The organism is Paenibacillus sp. FSL R7-0297, assembly GCF_038009025.1.
Classification (GTDB): domain Bacteria; phylum Bacillota; class Bacilli; order Paenibacillales; family Paenibacillaceae; genus Paenibacillus_AQ.
In genome coordinates this window covers 3,770,003-3,791,367 of record NZ_JBBPAQ010000001.1, presented here as the reverse complement: position 1 = coordinate 3,791,367, position 21,365 = coordinate 3,770,003, and the positions used below count along the sequence as shown (strand labels likewise).

Below are 21,365 nucleotides of genomic sequence, written 5' to 3'. Positions count from 1 at the left end.
GTTTATAACTATAGATAGAGGACCGGTTCTAAAATCACAGGAATAAGCAAAACGGCTCCCGGCAAGTTAATCCGGCCGGCAGCGGAGTGTAAGTACATGCATCTCGGCCGGGCTGCCCCAGCGCAGCGGCAAGTGCGCAGTCCCGAAACCCCGGCTGATCAGCAGCTTCAGCGGGTGATCTACATTCCCGTACCCGGGAATGTCGTACATGCCGGCATTATAGTGACGGTAGAATTCATCACCATGCCTGCTTCCGATAAAGGGAAGCACGACTTGTCCGCCATGTGTGTGTCCAGCCAATATTAGATCAGCGGGCACTTCCTGCTGCTGGGACAGCCACAGCGGATCATGCACCAGGATGATCCGCAGGAGCTCTGTATCTGCGGCAGCCACGGGCGGCAGTGCTGAATATGCCTTCTTACCGCCTTTTCTCGGGAAATCCATGCCGGTGAGTATAACTCTTGAACCGGACCGTTCTATAGTTACATTCTCATCCAGCAGCAGTCTGGCTCCGCTGCCGCGGATGATATTATCGACAAGCGAGGTATTCGCCCGGTAATCATGATTGCCATGAACTGCGTAGACAGGCGCCAGAGATGCTATAAATGTCATATTATCCAGCAGGCGGTCTGCCGGACTGCCCTTCTCCGTCAGATCGCCGCCCAGGAAGACCGCATCTACCTTCCCGCGGAGCGGTGCCAGCATCACAGCTGGAAGACGCCGGCGGTGAATATCCGTAATGAACAGAATACGGAAGCCGTCAAAAGCAGCCGGCAGTCTGTCCAGCACTATTTCCTCGGCAATAATGCGTTTTTTGAAGGCTGCGGCAACCATGACTATACCCGCAGTCCCCGCCGTTCCAGCACATACGCTCAAGAGAATCAGCAGCCACATCATTGCCATAGCTCATGCAGCGGAGGTGCTCCTTTTATTCCCCAGAACAAAAGAAAGGCGAGCAGCATTAAAAATATGACGATTAGCGAGTTAATAAACATTTTGCTGAAACGGATTCGTTCTGACGGATAACTCTGCGTCCGGGAGGGGGTTGCCTCTCCTTCCTGCTGCTCCACTTCACGCTTCGGTTTCCTAGAGGTCTGCTTCTCAGCATGTCGGACCTTTCTCGATAAAGTTCCTGGAGCAAGGACTGGAGTATCCAGCTGTCTGGCAGCTGATTCGGAAGAACCATTTCCATTATTTTCTTTGACAGGAGACTGTCCTGCGCCCTTATACTGTTTCTGGCGGGACCTTACCCGGCTTAGTTCTTCGCTCATGATGCCCTCCTGTATCGAATCACCATTCCTGAGAACAAATCTATGAGGAAGTGGCACAGGATCGGTGCCCATAGACTGCCGGAATGAATATAGATGTAGCCGAGGCCGTAGCTGCTGAGAAATACCCAGCCTGTTGGAATCCAGTGGCGCAGATAACGCACATGAATAACAGCGAAGAGAATGCTCGTCCAGTACGGCCCCAGTGAATGCTGTATGGCGCCACGGAACAATAGCTCTTCGCATACTGCGACAATCGCTGCAATGACAATAATATGCCACAAAGGACGGTTACCGAACAGCAGCTCATTAATTCCCCCGTCATCCATGCTGTCCTCAGGCACAATATGGGTCAGCAGGAAATCAACAACCAGCATAACAGCAGCAAGTCCAAGGCCCCAATACACAAAATGTGCATTCTCCGGAAAATTTAATATGTGAATAGGATTTCTTTTCTGTAATAATATCCATATCAAACCGATAAATAGAGTAAGGCCCTGAGTTATATACAGATTAATTAACAGCAGCTTGTCTGTTAACTGCTGAGGATCGGCTTTCTTAATTTTGATTTCACCCAATTTGAATTTTTTCATTGTAACCTGCCTGTTCTTTAATATTTTTACATAAGATAATTTCCCTATAAGAAGGAGCACTAATTATGAACAGCCGTACCTCCCGCACTCAAATGTTGTACACACTAGGTTTTATATTGTTTCTAATATCCGCATTCGCCTCATTTTTTACGGGAGTAAAGGTTGGAGCAGACAAAACGGAGGCCAAATATGCACAGCTGGCCGGACATGAAGTTACGGAGGAGTTCTCCGGTTCCTACCAGCAGCAGGATCTTGTTACGTTCTATCATAACGTATTTTTGCCCTATCGGGAATTCAAGCGCAACTGGAACGATCAGGTGGACAGCCTTGCACGGAGCACAGATGCACGGCAGAACGCGGCAACGTTGAAGAACCTTAGCATTCTGGCGGACAAGCAGTATGATAAGGTCACGCAGGATTCCATCTTCACCAATTCGCCGCTGCTGTATGAGTCACAGCTTAACGTCCTTAAGAGCCTGACTCTATTCTCACAGGCTTCAGGGAAGGTCTCTGCTGGATCTTCAGGAGCAGAAGCCGCCAAGCTGCTGAGAAGTGATAATTTTACCGCCAGCGCTGTGAAATTCGGACTGATGGCCCAGAAGAATTTCTATGATTCTATGCTGAAGTGGGGAGCCAAGGCCAACTCTGCTATACCCGATGTATCCGGGGAGCTGAAGACACTGACTTTCATTCAGTGGAAAAAGATGCCTTTGCTCCTCAAGAATGCTTCTATCGCAAACATAATGCTGAACCGCGGAATTTATGCCGGTTATGACCCGCAGGATATTACAGCCAAGATCGACGATATGATCTATTCCGGAACCGCCAATTCCCTGAAGCTTGGGGATATCCAGTCGTCAGTCACCCTGCTCATTTCTACCGGTGCTGTGCAGGAGCAGGACTTCATTAAATGGCGGGAGCAATATTACGGCAAGGAAACGATGCCGCAGCTCCCTTTCTTCTATGAGTAGAACCAGTTATTGCATCATAACGAAAAACAGGGCTCACTTCAAGGCGGCACACTGTAGAAGAAGACTATTGACACACTTGGCATCACCATGTTACATTATGAAAAATTAATCAAGCAAAAGCGATGATGGAACAAAGATTACTGATGTCTTCAGAGAGCCGGTGGGTGGTGCAAACCGGTGGCAGACGGAAATCTTTAGCGCTCCTGAGATATTGTATTGAACCTTGAGTAGATACAATCGGATCACCTCCGTTACCAGTGTGGCCTATTCAGGCCAATGAGGCTGCTTCTTGACCGTTGCAGTGAATTAGGGTGGTACCACGAGAACTCTCGTCCCTTACTACGGCAGTAGTATGGGGTAGGGAGTTTTTTTTGTACCCGGATTCTCTAAATCCGCCCACCCTGCCCATACGCTGCCTGAATCAGTACTTCTGCACGCCTTTTCTTTTATGCGACAACGCGTTGCCCCGTTGTTCCGACAAATTTCATTCCTTTTTTATGAATCTGGTACTGCGGATTACCCCACCAGGGAATCCTTGGCATATATAATAGGCTTTCCAATTTGAAGGAGGACAAGAGACCATGTTTAAAGTATTAGTATCGGATCCGATCAGTGATTTGGGCATTCAGCAATTGATGGACGCAAGCGATGTGACTGTGGACAAAAAAACAGGACTTAGTGAAGACGAGCTTATTGCAATCATCGGCGAATACGACGGCTTACTCGTTCGCAGCCAGACAACCGTGACTGAGAAAATTATCGCAGCCGGTACTAATCTTAAAGTGATTGGCCGTGCCGGGGTCGGTGTGGACAATATTAAGCTGGAGGCAGCCACACAACGCGGTGTGGTGGTCATTAATGCTCCGGACGGAAATACGATCACCACCTGTGAGCATGCCTTTGCCATGATGATGGCTCTGGCCCGTCACATTCCTCAAGCCTATGCCAAGACCATTTCCGGCGTATGGGACAAAAAGACTTTCCTCGGCGTAGAGCTGCGCGGCAAAACCCTGGGTGTGCTCGGCATGGGACGGATCGGCAGCGAAGTAGCCAAACGGGCCAAGGCTTTTGGAATGGATATTCTGGCCTACGACCCCTTCCTGACTGCAGACCGTGCAGAGAAACTGGAAGTAAAGCTTGCTTCGGTAGATGACATCGTCCGGGGAGCAGACTTCATTACTGTTCACACACCGTTGACACCGGAAACCCGCCACATGATCTCCCGTCCGCAATTTGAAGTCATGAAAAAAGGAATGCGCATCATCAACTGTGCCCGAGGCGGTGTAATTGATGAAATGGCACTGGTTGAAGCTATCGACAGCGGTATTGTTGCCGGTGCTGCGTTTGACGTCTTTGAGAAAGAGCCGCCGGAAGCGGATCACCCGTTCCTCTCGCATCCAAAGATTATCGTGACCCCGCATCTGGGCGCTTCGACCGTTGAAGCCCAGGAGAATGTTGCGATCGATGTATCGGAGCAAGTGCTGCATATTCTGCGTAACGAGCCGTTCATTAACGCCGTGAACATCCCTCCGGTTGCTCCTAGTGTAATGAACAAGCTGCAGCCTTACTTCACCCTCGGCGAGAAGCTCGGCAGTTTCGTGACTCAGATTACGGATGGAGCGATCCGTGAGATTCATGTGGAATATGCCGGTGACCTCTCCGACGTCGATACACAGCCGCTGACCCGCTATATTGTCAAAGGCGTGCTCTCCCGCCATTTTGCCGGGGATGTTAATATTGTCAACTCCATGCACCTGGCAAAGACGCGTGATGTTAACGTAGTAGTAACCAAAGCTTCCAAAACCAAAGGCTTCACTAACCTCATTACCGTTACACTCAAGGCTGAGCATGACGAAGAACGCCTGGTTGCCGGAACCCTGCTGCAAGGCTATGGCGAACGGATTGTGCAGGTTAACAAATTCCCGGTAGATATCGCTCCGGAAGGTCATCAGATCGTCATTTCCCACAACGATAAGCCGGGTATCATCGGACTCGTCGGTACACTGCTCGGTCAGAACGACGTCAACATCGCCTCCATGCAGGTTGGCCGTAAAATTGTCGGCGGAGCTGCAATTATGCTGCTGACCGCTGACAAGGCTGTTCCGCAGGATGTACTAGTCAAGCTCGCCGGATTGCCGGAGATCAATACTGCGGAAGAAATCACTCTGCTGTAGCTGAAGAACGCAGGCTTATGTTCTTGGAATACCTGAGTTCAATATAAGCGCACCAAAAAACACTCTTGAGGAATGCCGGCACGTGCCGGCATTTCAAAAGAGTGTTTTTTACATCTTGCGGCTTCGGGGTTATTCCGGAATATTAAATATGGGGCCCCCCCGCCCCTCTGTGTCTGTATACACATATTTCTCAACCCAGACATCCCCACCTGCTGAGGTCTGCCTGTCAGCTGCATCACCTCAGGATCAGCAGCGAGCGCTGCGGCAGCCCGGCCGGTGTACGCCGTAGTCTCACTGGCCTGCAGCTCCTCTACCTCCTGCCAGTGCTCTTCATGCGTCTTCATGCTCTCCAGCACCAGTTCTGTACGCATCCAGCCAGGCGATAAGGGAATCACAGCGATCCCAGCCGCAGCTCCCCTTGCACCAACGGCTCACTTTATTAATATCAACTCTTATATATGACATCAACTGACATATATATATGATAAACTTAAAATATGTTCTGCTTAAGTGGAAACGGCTTTGCCGTTCCTGAATAATCAGAAAAATCTCTTTATAACCAGGAGGTCTTCATCCATGAGAGCAGACCGTTTATTATCCATTCTGCTGCTGCTGCAAAGCCGCGGTAAAATAAGCTCCCGCGAGCTGGCACAAACGCTGGAGGTTTCCGAACGTACCATCTTCCGGGATATGGAGTCACTGAGCATCTCCGGCATTCCCGTGCTGGCAGAACGCGGCCGGGAGGGAGGCTGGAGGCTGGCTGAGGGCTACCGGACCTCCCTGACAGGTATGAACCCTAAAGAGATTGGTGCGCTGCTGCTGCCGGCAGACCCGGCCATTCTGCAGGCGCTGGGAATTCAGGCGGAGTTCTCTTCCGCTGTCCGTAAGCTGCAGGCCGCTGGTGCAAGACAACCCGCTGCAGCTTTCAGCCTTCTTAATGAGCGTATTCATATTGATGGTGCGGGCTGGCATCCGTCGGGCGAAACCTATCCCAGTCTCACTGCATTGCAGGAGGCTATATGGGAGGACCGAAAAGTGATAATCAGTTACATGCGCGGGGAGGAGAGATCAGAGCGGCTGATTTCACCCTTTGGACTCGTAGCCAAACGTGGTGTCTGGTATACCGTGGCCGAAACAGGCGGTGAAATGCGGACCTACCGGGTATCCAGAATAAGTAGTGCTGAAGTCACGGATGAATATTTTAGCAGACCCCATGATTTCAATCTGGCTCATTTCTGGGAAGCTTCTACTATGGCATTCAAATCTGCATTGCCCCGCTATCCTGCCAAGCTGCTCGTGAAGGACAATATAATGAAGGATCTCAAACAAGAACGTTATGTTTCCGTACTACTCAAGGAGCATTCACCCTTACCCGGCTGGTACACAGTCGAAGCCGAATTCAATACGCTGGAGTCTGCCTGCAGGATCATCTTATCCCTAAGCCCGGGCATTAGAGTTACCGCTCCGGCAGAGCTTGCTGACAATGTTGCGACCACTCTGCGCGAAGCGGCTGCATTATATGCAGACAATGTGTAAACATACTCTTTTTGAACAGCCGGAAAGAATTATGTCAGTTCTTACAATAGACCGATTACGCTTTAATCCCCTATAATATTACAATACACAATATTTATTTCTAGGGGGAACTATAGTCTATGGACTGGATGAACAAGCTGCCGTTAAAACAAAGAATCGTTGCCGGATGTTACCTGGTCGCCGCTTTATTCGCTGTCCCTGTATTAATTACGCTCATCGCAATGGGCAAGGTAATTATCGGTATTATTCTGATTGCGGTATTGGCTGCACTGACCTACCCGCTTGCGCGCTTCATTGAGAGAACGCTTACATCTTCATTTGAGGATATCTCCAATGTGACGCATACGATCGCCAAAGGCGACTTCACCAGCCGTGCAGACGAGAACGGATCAATGGGCGACATCAGCCGCTCCTTCAACACTATGATCGATAAATTGAAGAAGATCCTAACCGATGTTTCACAGCTTACCCGCCAGGTTATGGATGCCAGCCGGGGTATTGAGGACAAGAACCAGAACCTTAAGATCGTAATGACACAGGTAGCCTCCTCCTCCAACGAACTTGCCCTGGGTGCGAATGAAATCTCGGTAGATATTGCCGACATGACGGAATCGATCAAAGATATCGAAACTAAAGTCTCCAATTATACGAACTCCACCAAAGAAATGAATAAACGCTCCACCCATACGCTGGAGCTGGTTGAAAAGGGACGCCAGTCCGTGGACACTCAAGCCGAAGGCATGCGGAAGAATATCCAGGCTACGCAAAAAGTAGCAGATACGATCGAAGCACTCTCACAGAATGCCCGCGGGATTACCATGATCACCAAGACCATCACGGAAATTGCCGAACAAACCAATCTTTTGTCACTTAACGCCTCTATTGAGGCTGCACGCGCAGGTGAACACGGACGTGGTTTCGCAGTAGTAGCCCAGGAGGTCCGCAAGCTTGCCGAAGAATCAACCGCCTCCACCAAGGAAGTATTCGGGCTGGTCCGTAGCATCGAGGCCGATATCAAGCAGGCTATCGATAATATCGCTATTAATGAAGAGGTTGTTCAGGTGCAGAACGAGATGATTACGGAGACCGCACATATTTTCGCGCAAATCGTACATAGTGTGCAATACATAACCGAGCAGATCTCCTCCTTCTCCGCAGAGAGTGATCTGATGCTGGAGAGCGCGCTCAAGATCTCTGGAGCGATAGAGAATATCTCAGCCATTACCCAGGAGACAGCAGCAGGTACCCAGGAGGTATCCGCAGCGATGAACGAACAAATTCATGCCCTGCAGTCCGTAGCGGAAGAGACCGATAAAATGACACAATCTGTCTTCCAGCTGCAAAAAACAATCCATATTTTCAAATTCTAGCAGCAGCCCAAAGAGACCTTTTCCACAGAGCAGTCTGAGGGAAAGGTCTCTTTTTGGCATGAAAAAAAAGATTGTGATGTAATATTCACAAAGTGTTAAAATAGTGCATAACGTAAAAAAACCGCCTTTGCACTTCTTTACTGCTAATTCTTTATTACTAATAAACTAACATAATTTCAAATTTTAATTACCCATTTCTTAAGACCTATTCCGGGGTTCTACCAGCCTATAATTTTAATACATCCGCATGGTTTCATGAGGTTCCTATAATGTTATGAGGCTTATGGCTTATGCAGATTAACCCCTGCTCTTTTTCCGCATTTGCATTATAAGACTTTGGCCTTCCAGACGCATCCATTTTCAAAAGTTTGAATATCTATTATTTCATCTCCTATTACTTCTGAATATTCGCCAAATTTCGCGTTTTGTTGCACAAGGCTTATTGACAAAAGGCGAGCGAGGAATATATTGTAAAGGAAAATTATCCTTCGCTGTATTGATAACAACATAAGAGGCAAAATTCACCGAAAGGGAATGACGCAAAGCCATGGATCTACAGTCTCACTTTTCCGGTGAGATCATGACAGCCAGGTTGCTGAAAAACTATGAACCCCCCGGGAATCCGGTTCAGTAATGGTGATTCGTGCAACAGGCCTGTGCTCCTATTTCGAGTACAGGTTTTCTATTGCTAGCATACAATCAAAAAACAACTTGTGGGGTGGATGTTCTGAAGACAGTTGCAGATTATATGGCGGAAGCATTACGCGATCTTGGGGTAACACATTCTTTTGGTATTATTGGCAAGTCCATTTGTCCTATAGCCCTCAAGCTTGTTGACTATGGCATTGAGTTTATTCCCGGCCGACATGAGTCCAGCTCCGGCTTTGCAGCAGGCGGCTATGCACTGAAAACAGGCAGTCTCGGGGTAGCCTTCGGCACCTCCGGTCCAGGCGGAACGAACCTGCTAACCGCAGCAGCACACGCCAAAGCCAACAATCTCCCGGTACTATTCATTACAGGCCATCAGTCCATTAAAGAGCTGGGTATTCCCCAGTGTCAGGATTCTACATCCTATCTCTCTGATTTGGCGGACATGTTCAGACCAGCCACTCTTTTCAGCAAGCTGGTTGAACGCGGCGACCATTTCAGTACAATTTTCAATCATGCCCTGTCTATCGCCCTTGGTGACAAGAAAGGACCTGTTCATTTATGTATTCCGTTTGATGTTCAGACCGAGCGCCTTGAAGAATGCCGGATTGTCCTGCCGCAGCGGGAAAAGCTCGTCAGCTACGCCAACTACGAACGGTTCATTTCAGCGATCAATGCTTCCAGCAGACCTCTGATCATTGCGGGTAAAGGGGTTAACCGCTCCGGTGCGCACAAGGAACTGGTTCAATTGGCCGAGACGTTCAACATACCTGTAGTAACCTCTCCCGGCGGTAAAGGAGCCATTGCTGCGGATCATCCGCTCTATCACGGTCCTGTGGGCGTTGGGGGATGTACGCACGGGGATGAGATGTTGAACAACAGTGATCTGTTTATCGTGCTTGGTTCGCGTCTGAGTGATATGACCATATGCAATCTGAAGAGGGAGAATCATCCGGATCAGCTGATCCAGTTCGATGTTGATCCTACTTTTGTTGGTAAAATACTGACTTCCCGCACTCTTTCCGTCGGCGGCGATTTGCGTGACAACCTGGAGCTGTATCTCAGCAAGGTTGATCCGTCCACCATAACCAGACGTGAAACAGAGATCTCCAATCATTATACTGAAGAGCTGCCAGTGCTGCCCAAGCTCTCGCTGGCTTCGGTAATGAGCACGATGAGCGATTTGATTCCATACAACAGCAGTGTGTTTGTTGATGACGGCAGCCACGGCTTCAATGCGGTCAAATGGTTCAACGTGAAGAAACCGGGGAGCTTTGTATTTGATGCCTACTTTGCCTGCATGGGGAATTCAATCGGCATGGCCATCGGTGCCAAAACTGCTTCGCCGGAAGAGACGGTCTTCTGCATTACCGGTGACGGCTGTTTCATGATGCTCGGAACTGAAATTAACACAGCGGTTTGCAAGAATATCCCGGTTATTTTCATCGTTGTGAACAATATGCAGCTGGATATGGCACTTAAGGGTATGGAAAAAACAACAGGACGTATCGATGGAACCATTTTCGAAGTCCCTATGGATGCAGTGAAATTTGCTGAGTCCCTGGGAGCCGCCGGCTTCCGCGCAGAGACGCAAGAGGAGTTTGCCTCTGCAATCAGCCAAGCAGTTGAACTTAACCGCGTAGCCGTTATTGAGCTGTTGACCGACCGTGACGAAATGCCTCCTACGGCCCACCGTACACTGGATCTCAACTAGGCTGTAATTTACTGATTCTCTAACTTACTATCAGGAGGCAAACAAGTGAATATGAACGTAGACAGTGGACTGGATCATTTCACCAATCTTTCCGGGGACTATGGGGCCAAAGCCCTAGCTCCTATTAAAGAGCATTTTCCCGAATTAGCCGAGTATATCATGGGCAATGCATACGGTGATATTTTTCAGCGGACCACCATCGGCTCTGACTGGAAAGAAATTGCTGTCATCTCTTCTTTGATCACCATGGGACAATTTGAGCAGTTGGGTGTTCACTATGTAATGGCGCTTCGCGTGGGGATGACCGTAGATCAAATCAAAGGTATCCTGCTTCATCTGACACCTTGTATCGGCGCACCCAGAGTGATCTCGGCGTTCAATGTTCTGCTGCAGACGCTGGAAGATATTCGTTAATTAATAGCATAATATTACATCATTCGACTTATGTATTGCGTAATCAAGAAAGTTCTGGTTATAATGAAGGCAAAATATCCCAAAACCAAGTTCACTTTGTCGAATATCGTCGCAGGAACGTAGTTTTTCGGGATATCAACATGATGAATCATCAGGTCACTCTGAATAGTCATGCAATTTAAATTACGGGAGAGATGAACATGGGACAATTTATTTTGAAAACGGACACTGCGAAGAAAGTAATTAACATCGAGCTGGAAGGAACCTTCTCGAACGAGGACGGTCTTAAATCGATACAAGCCTATCAGCAGACCATCAATCCGATCAACCCATCCGAATATGCACTGGATATCGATTGCCGCAAGCTTAATGTAACCGCTCCAGATGTGGTGCCGTTGCTCGAAGGCTGCTTCATCATGTTCAAGGCAGACGGCTTCCAAAAAGTGAGCCTTACCCTTGAGAATAACCCTATTCTCAAAATGCAGCTGGCGCGTCTGGGCCGCAAAGCAGGACTCGAAAACCTGGAAATTACGTCTACCGTACAAGCTTAAGTTAACTTATTGTTAAACCATTATTAGCGGTTTGAAACGCAAGATTCGCTCACGAAACGAAGTGTATGCTTACGGGCTACAAAACTTTTAGGAGGTTTACTATGGCAGGGATTCGCATTAAGGACATTGATATCTATCATCCAAGCAAAAGAATCGGCAATGACTTCTTCATTCAGCACTTCGATGAGAAGGGAATTGATATCCGTGGCCTGCTGGCTGCTCTTGGCCGTGAAAACCGCTACAGTATCGACAGCAAGGATGAGAACTCCCTGACAATGGCTTTTGAAGCCGCAAGCAATGTACTGGACAAGACCGGCCTGACCGGTGCAGACATTGACCTGATCGCTTATGCAAGCCAGACTCCTGAATATATTTTCCCAACGAACTCATTGATGATTCACCGCCTGATTAATGGTGCATCGCACACGATCTGTATCGACAGTAATGCCAACTGTGCAGGAATGACTGCCTCGGTTGAACAGGTCAGCCGTCAAATGATGGCGAACCCGAGAATCCGCCGTGCACTTGTCATCGGTTCTGACTACGTTGCCCCGCATGCGGACAAGAATGACCCGGTATATTACGCCAACTTCGGCGATGCAGCTGCTGCGCTCATTCTGGAGCGTGACGAGAATTCGGTAGGCTTCATCGATTCGATCTATCAGACCGACACCTGCGTCTACGGTAACTCGCTGTTCCCGGCGGAAGGTTTAGCTAATCTCGGACGTACAGGTGTGGCTGCAGGAGAATTCAATGTGAAGTTCATCCCGTTCGATGATTCCATCTGTGTGGATGCTGCTTCAGAATCAATCAACACTCTGCTCAGCAATAACGGAATCGCACCTGAATCCATCAAGGCCGCCTGCTTCTCCCAGTTGTCACTTCCGAACATCAAGGCCGTTTCCGGCAAAACCGGAATTGACGCTGATGCAGCCGTCTACATCGGGGATGAATTCGGCTATACCTCCACCAGCAGTCCGTTTATCGCCCTGCACAAAGCAGTGACTACCGGACAGCTTGAACGCGGAGACAAGGTCCTGTTCTGGACAGTAGGCGCCGGATGGCAGAACGTCGCTCTTGTAATGGAGTATTAATCTTAGCTGTTGAACTTATAGTTTCTCGTTGATATCCAAACAGCCCGCAGCAGAACTTGAACTGTGACCCGATTTGAGGACGGTTTAAAAGAAATACCCTAGAGCTAGCTCGCAAGGAGATGACTTCTGAATTCGTCAGGAGTCATCTTCTTTAATGTCCATTGGTATCGCTCGGAGTTATAGTAGGCAATATATTCCGAAACACGAGCCCTGACTTCTGTGAGATTCTGACAATCTCGAACGCTCATTTCATCTTTCATATGCCCAAAGAACGACTCCATCGATGCATTGTCCCAACAGTTCCCTTTACGGGACATAGACTGTTGAAAACCTGCCTGCTCAATTTGGAGACGAGTTTTAGGATGTGTGTAGTGCATGCCCTGATCGGAGTGGAAAATGGCTTCTGGATGAAGATTTCCATCAAGCCGTTCCAGCAGACGCCGAATGGTTTTTTCAACGAGTGGTAACTCTAGTGTCCCTGCTACACAGTCAGCAAGAATTTGCCGGGTTGCTCCATCTTTTATGCACGAAAGATAAGCCCACTGTCCGTTTCCGTACCGCAGATAGGTGATATCGGTTAGAAAGACTTTCTCCGGCTCTTTCTGGTCAAATTGGCGTTTCAGTAAGTTTGCGCAGGTCTGATGCTCCTGCGTTGCCTTTGCCATCTTACGGTACGGATTAGCTTGCCGTAAGGCTGCGACAAGGTTAAATTTACGCATTAATCGGCGAATCTTCTTGTGATTCATGGTGACACCGCTGAGATGCTCCAAACGCATCTTAATCACCAAAGCGCCAGCTCTTCCTTGTAATGCGTTGAAGTGTTGCTTAATAAGAACAAGGTCGCGCTCGTCGTCGGCTGCACGAAGTTGACGCCTTTGCTCGGCGCCCAGCCATCTGTAATAGCCACTGGTGCTCACAGCGGCGACTCCACATAGATAACGAGTCATACGGCTTAATCCATGGGCTCTCAGGGTGTGATAAATGATTTCGTAGCGCTCCGAAGGTGTTAAGGTTTTCCTTGGTTCCGTTCGAGCGCTTCGAGCTTTTTTAGAAAGTCGACCTCAGCTTCTAGTAATTTAATCTTCGCCTTTGCGCGCTTCAGTTCTTCGTCAGCAGACAAGGCACATGCAGGCTTTCGTCCAGCGCTGCCTTTGCCACGCCGTTCTTCCAGTAGTCCTAGTTCACCATATTTAGCAAAGCTATCTCTCCAGCGTTTCAAACTATGCTTTGGTTTTTTAGAACCGATGAGATTTAGGTCAAAGCCCGCCTTAAGAAATATTTCTGACGGGGGTGTCCCCTCGTTGTAGGCCTTCACTGCCGCCAACTTAAACTCAGCAGTATACGAAATATTCGTCTCGGATACTCGCTGAACATTTGGATTCTTCTCTAATCTTCTAATGATATCTTCCGTAAATAGGGTTCGATTTAAATTTCCCACAGTCTTATCCCGCTCCTTTTCCAATATTCTGATTAAAACACAAAAGACCCACAAGAAGGTCACTTTTTTCAAAGTGTCTTTCTTGTGGGTCACAGTTCAACTTCTGCCAGCGGGCTGTTTCTTTATGTATACTTCAGGTTTCGACTCACCTCAGACAGAACCTGCAGCGTTCATCCTGCCTAAGGTGAATCTATCCGGTTCATTCGGTAAGCGCAGGCTGCCATATCAGCAGCTGTTCTCGTTACCTCTGTCCTTCATGCTTCTCCCAGCCCATTGTCCGGGACACCGCGTCCTGCCAGGCGTTGTAACGGCGCTCACGCTCTTCCGTCCCCATCTGCGGCGAGAATACCTTCTCGGCCTTATTGAAGCTCTCCAGCTGCTCCCGGGTCCATATGCCGGAGGTAAGGCCTGCCAGCAGCGCAGCACCGAGCGCTGTGGTCTCCGCATACGTTGTACGGGTTACGTCGCTCCCAAGAATGTCCGCCTGGAACTGCATCAGCAGATTATTACGCACGGCGCCTCCATCCACTCTCAAGCCGCTGAGCGGCATGCCAGCGTCTTTTTCCATCGCCCCGATGACATCGCGGGACTGAAAGGCCAGCGACTCCAGTGTTGCGCGGACCAGATGTCCGGCAGTCGTTCCCCGGGTCAGTCCGAACACGGCACCCCTGGCATACATATCCCAGTAGGGTGCACCAAGGCCGGTAAAGGCCGGTACGACCACAACCCCCTCACTGTCCTCCACCTCACTCGCCTTCTCTTCCGAGTCGGCTGGGGCTACGATCAGCCCCAGGCCCTCCTGCAACCATTGTACCGCTGCTCCAGCCACGAACACACTACCCTCAAGGGCATAATAGAGTTCGTCTCCCATGCCCCAGGCTACCGTGGTCAACAGGCCATGACTCGAAGTCACTGCCTCAGTCCCTGTGTTCATCAGAATGAAACAGCCTGTGCCGTAGGTGTTCTTGGCGCTGCCTGCCTCCAAGCAGGTATGACCGAACAATGCCGCCTGCTGGTCCCCAAGCACAGAACGGATGGGGATGTCTACACCGAACCACTGCTTGTCTGCAGCCCCGAAGTCCCCGCCGGACATCCTCACTTCAGGCAGAATCGAAGACGGAATACGCAGCGCTTCGATCAGGCCGTCATCCCATTTGCGCTCATGCAGGTTGTAGAGCATGGTACGTGAAGCATTGGTAACATCCGTAGCGTGCACAGCGCCTCCTGTAAGCTTCCAGATCAGCCAGGTGTCTACGGTTCCGGCCAGCAGTTCCCCCCGGTCCGCCCGCTCTCTCGCCCCCGGCACATGGTCCAGAATCCAGGCCAACTTCGTTGCCGAGAAATAAGCATCGATGACAAGACCCGTCTTCTCAGCGATCTCTCCGGCCATTCCCTGCGCCTTAAGCGCCTCACACTGCTCCGCAGTCCGGCGGTCCTGCCAGACGATCGCCGGATAGACCGGCGTTCCGGTAGTCTTGTCCCAGATCAGTGCAGTCTCGCGCTGGTTGGTAATGCCGATGGCCGTAATACTATCAGCAGGGGCGGAGCTTGCCGCAATAGCGTCTCTGGCCGCAGCAAGCTGACTCTCCCAGATTTGCTCCGGATCATGCTCTACCCAACCCGGCCGGGGAAAGGATTGTCTAATCTCATATTGCCCTTGCGCGATCATTCCCGCCTCCTCATCAAAGAGAATCGCGCGTGAACTGGTGGTACCTTGGTCCAAGGATAAGATCATTATGCACAGCCTCCTGCAAGCCTCAGCTTCTATGATATGTTCCACGTTGAACAAGATTAATGTGGTGGTTTCAACAAAAAGCACCTCTGCTGTCAGAGGCGCTGTCATGCATTGTCCGGATTTACTGTTTTTCGACAGGAAGCCGCAGGGTAAAAGCGGTGCCTTCTCCAAGCTTGCTCGAGGCATGGATACTCCCATGATGCGACTCGACGATGTTCTTCACAATCGCTAGTCCCAGACCGGTCCCTCCCGATTCTCCCCTTACACGTGCTTTGTCGGCTTTGTAAAAGCGCTCAAAGATATACGGCAGATCCTCAGGCGTTATGCCCACCCCTTGGTCCCGTATCTCAATCTCCAGAACCCTCCGGCCTTCCAGCACGGTGGAATCCGCCCGAATGCATATCCGTTTATCGGCCGGCGTGTGGCGGAACGCATTATCAAGCAGATTGGTGAGCACCTGCTCCAGCTTGTCTTCATCGGCAGCCTTAAGGAGCAATTCGGTATCCGGTCTCTTCAGCTCAAGAATAATATCCCGCTCCTTGGCTCTAACCGAAAACTTGCGGTACACCCGTTCCAGCAGTTCCCCTGCATCCACTTGCACTTTCAGCATATCTGTATGCCCCGCTTCCATGCGGGCCAGATCGAGCAGATCCTTCACCAGCCGGCCCATACGGAGCGACTCATCGTGGATCACCTGGACCAGCTCACTGCTCTCCTCCGGGGAGGAGGCCATTCCATCCAGCAGCGCCTCGCTGTAGCCTTGCATCATCGAGAGTGGTGTGCGGATCTCATGCGAGACATTGGCGACGAAATCGCGGCGCATCTTCTCCAGCCGCACTTCCTCCGTCACATCGCGCAGCACCGCCACCGCCCCGCGGAGATTATCCTCGGAATATAAGGGTGCCATATGCACAGACCATACACCCTGCCGGACATGGATATTGGAGCGTTTATCGCCTCCTACGCTGAGGGTACTGAAGAACAACGGCCGCAGCGGCGGAGGCACATCACGGGCAGGTCCAGCCTGTGGATACAGCCCGCTATCCTCTTCCTGCTCCCAGGTAAGATCACTCCAGGTTTCCAGCAGCGCCTGGCCATGCGGATTGGTGAGGATAATCTGCCCCTCAATATCGAAGGTGATCACCGCATCACTCATACTGCGCAGGACGCTGGACAAATGCCCTTTTTCATTATTCAGACTGCGTATATTCTCTTCCAGCTCTTCTGCCATGTGATTGAAGGATGTCGCCAATTGGCCGATCTCATCGCTGGTGACCAGCGTCAGTCTCGTCCCGTATTCGCCGCGGCGGATATCATTGGCCGCCTCAATCACCTGCTGCATCGGCTGGGTAATCTTCGTAAACAGGAATAAGGCAAAGAATGTCGTTAAGGAAAACCCGATCATACAGGTATACATAAATAAACGCTTGATCGCCCCGGAATTGGCGAAATTACTGTCGATGTAGGGTAACAGAAACAGCCCTAGCGTAATGAGCACGACAGCAACCAGACAGATGATCGTGATCCACAGCTTACCGACAAGACTTCTCCAGAAATTCACTTATTTAGGCACCTCAAGCTTATAGCCGACTCCCCATACGGTAGTGATCATAGCCGCCGATTCCGGGGACACCTTATTCAATTTCTCGCGAAGACGCTTGACATGGGTATCCACGGTACGCAGATCTCCAAAGAACTCGTAATTCCACACATCCTTGAGCAGTTCCTCACGCGAGAACACCTTATCCGGGGAGATCGCCAAATAATGCAGCAGCTCATATTCCTTAGGGGTCAGACTTACCTCCTGGCCGCCGGCGGTTACGCGGTGTGCATCATGCTCAATAATAAGAAAAGGAAACACGATATTGTTGCTTGAATTGCTCTCTTTGGACAAAAAAGCAGTTGCGGAAGAACGGCGCATTATCGCCTTCACCCGGTAAATCACTTCACGCGGGCTAAACGGCTTAACGACATAGTCATCTGCGCCCATTTCAAACCCTTGAACCCGGTTAATCTCTTCACCCTTGGCAGTAAGCATCAGGACCGGCGTAGACTTGACTCCTCTGAGTCTGGTCAGCACTTCAATCCCGTCGATGCCCGGCAGCATGACATCCAGCAATATCAGACCGTAGTCATTGGCTGTTGCTTTGCGCAGAGCAATTTCTCCATCTTCTGCCTCGTCAATTTCATAACCTTCTTTTTCAAGATACATTTTGAGCAGGCGGCGGATGCGTTCTTCGTCATCCACCACCAGAATTCTATTCAAGTGCTCTGCCATTTACACAACAACCCCTTCATCAAATACAGTAGAACGTTACCCTAAATCTTGTGCGTGCCAGAGAATATAGTCTACTCAGTCTGTCCCCGCATAAGAGTGAAGTCCGGCGATCACAAGATTAACGCCAACCAGGGTAAACATTACGATCAGAAAGCCGAGTACAGCGAGCCAAGCGGACTTGCGTCCCTGCCATCCGCGGGCCAGCCGCAAATGGAGATAAGCACTGTAGAACAACCAGGTGACGAGTGCCCACACTTCCTTAGGGTCCCATCCCCAGAACCTGCCCCAGGCCACTTGAGCCCATATCATCGCAAAAATCAAAGCCCCCAGTGTAAAGATCGGGAAACCGATGGCGATTGCCCTGTACGTTATTTCATCAAGATCATTCTCATCAATTCCGTCGAGAACCGGATGTATCGCCTTACCCAGCGGTTTGCGGACAGCCAGGCGGAGAATTCCATATAGAATCAGCCCGGACAGCAGTGACCAGATAACGGTATTGAACTTGCGCCCGGCATTGACACCATTCATCCAGGATGGAGCTTCGAAGAGCGGTTCTTTTATGCCAAGAAACGACTGGAAGCTCTCAATTTCGCTATGGTAAGGTGCCACAATCGGCGGCATTTTATAACTCACTTTCTCTATTGTACTATCTCCCTGCCCCGGGCTGTCAATCGTAACGTTCGAACGGACAAAAACAGATTCATAGCCGGCACCGCGGAATGCAAATACAGATCCAAGAAAACCAATTATAACAATGATTGAGAAGAGAGTAAATTCGACAAGTCTCTGCTGCTTGCGGTCACCGCGTTCCCTGCTGTTAAAATTCACCGTACGCAGGAGATACATCAGTCCGGCCGCGAAGCCTACGGCAAAAAATGATTCCCCGAGTGCCGCCAGTGTGACATGAATATTCAGGTAGATGGATTTCAGCGAGGGGATCAGCGGCTGTACTTCCTGCGGAAATACCGCTGCATACGCCATCACAATAATCGAGATCGGAACCGCGAAGACACCGAGAATAATTTTGCGGTAAATCGCGAAGATCACAGTAAACGCAACCATTACCATCATCGATAAAAAAGTCATGAACTCGTACATATTACTTACCGGAATATGACCCGATCCCATCCAGCGTGTAATGAAGTATGCCAGATGGCACAGCAGCCCGAGCGAGGAGGCGATAAAAGCGATTCTCCCCCAGCGTGCGGTATGCTCCTCCGGCTTCCTGCCGGACCATCTGCGCCCCATAATGGCGATGGTGAACAACATGAATGCTCCGCTGTATAAAAAGAATGCGGCAATAAAGACGTCACTGCTGAAATCGAGCAAGCTCATGCCAGGCCTCCTCCGTTGTCCAATGATTTTTCATCGACTGTCATGTCTATCTTCTGGAGAATAGAAACGATCTCACGGCGGAAGCCGAACCAGTTCTTGTTCGTATGGCCTCCTAGCACCAGTTCCCCGCCGTCGACAGTCAACCAGATGCGTCTATGCTGCCAGTAGAAGCCGAGTATCAGCCCCAGCATGATAATGCCCGCACCAACCCAGACAAATGGCATTGCCCGGTCGACCCGTACATTGAGATAGGTGGTGGATTCCGAGAAGTCAACATCACTCATACTGCCGACCTCAAGCTCCAAGAACCGCCCGCTGCCGCCAAGCTTGTCGTTGATGGCTGACTGCTGGAATTGCTCCTTGTCAATCTGTTTCGGAAAATAGAAATACTGCTGCCCCCCGGCCGGAAGCTCCGGCCCTTTAATAAGGAAGAGGAATGCAGGGGCATTCGGATACGGCGACTTGGACACTGGCTGGCCTTGATCGCTCAGTCCGAAATCCATATATTTCTCTTTGAGCTCCAGCGTATATGGACCTGCCTGGAAGCTGCGCTGCGGATTCTTCATATCCAGTTCAAGCTTGCCGTAAATCTCGCCAGTGGAGGAATTCGTCAGACCGGGCTGCACAGAACGCAGCACAGGAGTCAGGTCATAATCAAACTGATACGCTTTCAATCCTTGGTAGCTGAGCGGTGAATTCACCTGAATGTCATGCCGGGCCACTTCCGTAAGCTCCGGCTCCTTAGACGGGTCCGTGCAACCGGCAGTACATTCATAGAGAACCGCCCGGGTCTCGTAGAGCTTGGGAAGCACCTTGATTCCGCGGAACTCCTCAGGCATCTCTTCTTCCGTGTAGAATTCTACGGTGAACTTCTCATTCTTAAGATAGAGGCTGGTGTCCGGTATTTTGACGGTCTCCCCTTGCGGAAAAGCAAGATGCTGGTCCATATTCAGCCCCGGAAGTCCTCTCGCCAGCACGGCGAGCAAAAAAATAATCAGGCCGATATGTATTACATAAGGTCCCCAGCGGCTGAAACGGTGTTTCTCGGCCAATAAAGCGCCGCCCTCCGTCCGGACGCGGTAACCTTTCTTCCTGAGCGGCTGGACGATGCGCGCCACCCACACCTCCGGTTCCTCTTCCACTTGCGTTACGAGCGTCAGCTTCTGACGGGTCAGAAACTGGCGATGCTTGCGGATCTTTTGCCGGGTTAATGCCTTGTACAGCGGAAGCACACGGTCCAGGCTGCAAATGACCAGAGAAGCTCCGATCATTACGAGCAGCGTCACAAACCACCAGGATTCATAGGTATGCGAAAGGCCGAGTCTATAATATATATTCCCGGCTGTTCCGTACGTTTCTTGATAATATGTTGAAGCGTCAATATTCAGAAAAGTGCTCTCTTGCGGAAAAATGGTACCCAGCATAGCGCCTAGCAGTGTCAGCACAATCAGATAGATGGCGATTTTGACTGAGGAAAAAAAGTTCCAGACCCTGTCGATCACTCCGGGACCTACACGCTGTGAACGGCGGGCTACCCCATCGTAACGCATCTCCAGATTCTCGGAAGAGTTCCATTCCTTCTCATCCAGCGGCTTGCCGCAGGCTTCGCAGAGAACAGTGCCCACAGGATTCTGGTGACCGCATTCACATTTGGTATTGCTGATTAGCGGCATGTGCTCCTTCATTCTCCCACCAGATTCCCGATTTGCTCGTCAAGCGAGCTCAAATCCAGCTGGCCGATATGAATGCTGTCTACCTTGCCCTTCGTATTAATGAAGAAGGTGGTAGGCAGCGGGGAAACCCCGTAACTGCGGACGGCATCACGCCCCGTATCCATCACAACCGGGAAATCGATATCCACGAGCTTCACGAAATTGTCCACTGTCATCTGATCCTCGCCTACATTAACGCCTACGACCACTACGCCCTGGTCTTTCCACTTCTCCCACTGTGCCTGCAGGGCAGGCATCTCCTTGACACAAGGGGCGCACCAGGAGCCCCAGAAGTTAAGCACAACCGACTTTCCTTTGTACTCCTCCAGCGTATGGGTCACGCCGTCCAGCCCAAGCAGTTCAAAGTCCGGCGCTCTCCCGCCTTCCGTGGGTTTGCCGTCCCCTCCGAACACGGAGGAACCGATTGCATAACCCCCGAGCAGAAGGATTAGAAATAGTATCACGATTTGTATTGGCTTTCTGGCCTTGCCCATACGAGGGTGCCCCCTTCTGTGACGCAACTCATTACTT

The 21,365-nt window shown here is 50.3% G+C and carries 19 protein-coding genes, 1 riboswitch and 1 other annotated feature; of the genes, 8 read left to right on the top strand and 11 right to left on the bottom strand.

What is annotated here, in order from left to right:
• Positions 1-66: 66 nt before the first annotated feature.
• From MKZ24_RS16560 to MKZ24_RS16550, 3 genes are read right to left on the bottom strand one after another with little or no spacing between them, the layout of a single operon-like run.
• On the bottom strand, positions 67-897 hold the full coding sequence (locus tag MKZ24_RS16560) for a metallophosphoesterase (RefSeq protein ID WP_340784646.1): 831 nt from the start codon (positions 895-897) through the stop codon (positions 67-69).
• Positions 894-1,271: a hypothetical protein gene (locus MKZ24_RS16555; protein WP_042237664.1), complete on the bottom strand. Its 378-nt coding sequence runs from the start codon at positions 1,269-1,271 to the stop codon at positions 894-896. The genes MKZ24_RS16560 and MKZ24_RS16555 overlap by 4 nt, the downstream gene beginning before the upstream one ends.
• The gene (locus MKZ24_RS16550) at positions 1,268-1,861 is read right to left on the bottom strand and encodes a CPBP family intramembrane glutamic endopeptidase (RefSeq protein WP_042237666.1); all 594 of its coding nucleotides are present in this window, start codon (positions 1,859-1,861) and stop codon (positions 1,268-1,270) included. The genes MKZ24_RS16555 and MKZ24_RS16550 overlap by 4 nt, the downstream gene beginning before the upstream one ends.
• Positions 1,862-1,926: 65 nt before the next feature.
• Between MKZ24_RS16550 and MKZ24_RS16545 the strand changes: the two genes are divergently transcribed.
• Positions 1,927-2,832, top strand: a complete 906-nt coding sequence (locus MKZ24_RS16545) for a hypothetical protein (RefSeq protein WP_042237668.1) — start codon at positions 1,927-1,929, stop codon at positions 2,830-2,832.
• A gap of 113 nt (positions 2,833-2,945) precedes the next feature.
• Positions 2,946-3,172 (top strand) — a binding site (T-box leader).
• 241 nt (positions 3,173-3,413) lie between these two features.
• Entirely contained in the window at positions 3,414-5,006 is a 1,593-nt protein-coding gene (serA, locus tag MKZ24_RS16540) for a phosphoglycerate dehydrogenase (RefSeq protein ID WP_039301745.1), read from the top strand.
• Between the two features lie 38 nt (positions 5,007-5,044).
• Here serA and MKZ24_RS16535 read toward each other — a convergent pair whose 3' ends face one another.
• Positions 5,045-5,401 (bottom strand): hypothetical protein, encoded by a 357-nt coding sequence (locus MKZ24_RS16535; protein ID WP_197072951.1) that lies wholly within the window; start codon positions 5,399-5,401, stop codon positions 5,045-5,047.
• A 181-nt stretch (positions 5,402-5,582) separates the two neighbouring features.
• On the opposite strand from MKZ24_RS16535, the gene MKZ24_RS16530 reads away from it, so the two are divergent.
• The 6 genes from MKZ24_RS16530 to MKZ24_RS16505 all read left to right on the top strand — a co-directional run bounded on the left by MKZ24_RS16530 (position 5,583) and on the right by MKZ24_RS16505 (position 12,333).
• A complete protein-coding gene (locus MKZ24_RS16530) occupies positions 5,583-6,542 on the top strand; it encodes a helix-turn-helix transcriptional regulator (protein ID WP_042237671.1) in 960 nt (319 codons plus the stop codon).
• A 119-nt stretch (positions 6,543-6,661) separates the two neighbouring features.
• On the top strand, positions 6,662-7,912 hold the full coding sequence (locus MKZ24_RS16525) for a methyl-accepting chemotaxis protein (RefSeq protein WP_042237673.1): 1,251 nt from the start codon (positions 6,662-6,664) through the stop codon (positions 7,910-7,912).
• Between the two features lie 503 nt (positions 7,913-8,415).
• Positions 8,416-8,512, top strand: a riboswitch (cyclic di-GMP riboswitch).
• Between the two features lie 118 nt (positions 8,513-8,630).
• Entirely contained in the window at positions 8,631-10,274 is a 1,644-nt protein-coding gene (locus MKZ24_RS16520) for a thiamine pyrophosphate-binding protein (protein WP_340784638.1), read from the top strand.
• 51 nt (positions 10,275-10,325) lie between these two features.
• Entirely contained in the window at positions 10,326-10,688 is a 363-nt protein-coding gene (locus MKZ24_RS16515; RefSeq protein ID WP_042242919.1) for a carboxymuconolactone decarboxylase family protein, read from the top strand.
• Between the two features lie 200 nt (positions 10,689-10,888).
• On the top strand, positions 10,889-11,239 hold the full coding sequence (locus MKZ24_RS16510; protein ID WP_042215586.1) for a hypothetical protein: 351 nt from the start codon (positions 10,889-10,891) through the stop codon (positions 11,237-11,239).
• Between the two features lie 101 nt (positions 11,240-11,340).
• Complete coding sequence (locus MKZ24_RS16505; RefSeq protein WP_042237675.1) at positions 11,341-12,333, top strand: 3-oxoacyl-[acyl-carrier-protein] synthase III C-terminal domain-containing protein; 993 nt, start codon at positions 11,341-11,343, stop codon at positions 12,331-12,333.
• A 104-nt stretch (positions 12,334-12,437) separates the two neighbouring features.
• Here MKZ24_RS16505 and MKZ24_RS16500 read toward each other — a convergent pair.
• The 7 genes from MKZ24_RS16500 to MKZ24_RS16470 form a co-directional block, all read right to left on the bottom strand.
• Positions 12,438-13,771 (bottom strand): IS3 family transposase gene (locus MKZ24_RS16500; protein ID WP_156123488.1). Its coding sequence is split into 2 segments (ribosomal slippage): positions 12,438-13,390 and positions 13,390-13,771, totalling 1,335 coding nucleotides; the frame shifts between segments, so codons are not numbered across the junction.
• 241 nt (positions 13,772-14,012) lie between these two features.
• Complete coding sequence (glpK, locus tag MKZ24_RS16495; protein WP_042237677.1) at positions 14,013-15,506, bottom strand: glycerol kinase GlpK; 1,494 nt, start codon at positions 15,504-15,506, stop codon at positions 14,013-14,015.
• A gap of 121 nt (positions 15,507-15,627) precedes the next feature.
• Positions 15,628-17,067: a HAMP domain-containing sensor histidine kinase gene (locus MKZ24_RS16490; RefSeq protein WP_042237678.1), complete on the bottom strand. Its 1,440-nt coding sequence runs from the start codon at positions 17,065-17,067 to the stop codon at positions 15,628-15,630.
• Positions 17,068-17,784 (bottom strand): response regulator transcription factor, encoded by a 717-nt coding sequence (locus MKZ24_RS16485; protein ID WP_039301726.1) that lies wholly within the window; start codon positions 17,782-17,784, stop codon positions 17,068-17,070.
• Positions 17,785-17,859: 75 nt separating this feature from the next.
• Positions 17,860-19,122: a cytochrome c biogenesis protein CcsA gene (gene ccsA, locus MKZ24_RS16480; protein ID WP_042237681.1), complete on the bottom strand. Its 1,263-nt coding sequence runs from the start codon at positions 19,120-19,122 to the stop codon at positions 17,860-17,862.
• Entirely contained in the window at positions 19,119-20,807 is a 1,689-nt protein-coding gene (resB, locus tag MKZ24_RS16475; RefSeq protein ID WP_042237683.1) for a cytochrome c biogenesis protein ResB, read from the bottom strand. Before resB ends, ccsA begins: the two co-directional genes overlap by 4 nt.
• The gene (locus tag MKZ24_RS16470; RefSeq protein ID WP_340784629.1) at positions 20,804-21,328 is read right to left on the bottom strand and encodes a redoxin domain-containing protein; all 525 of its coding nucleotides are present in this window, start codon (positions 21,326-21,328) and stop codon (positions 20,804-20,806) included. The genes resB and MKZ24_RS16470 overlap by 4 nt, the downstream gene beginning before the upstream one ends.
• Positions 21,329-21,365 lie beyond the last annotated feature (37 nt).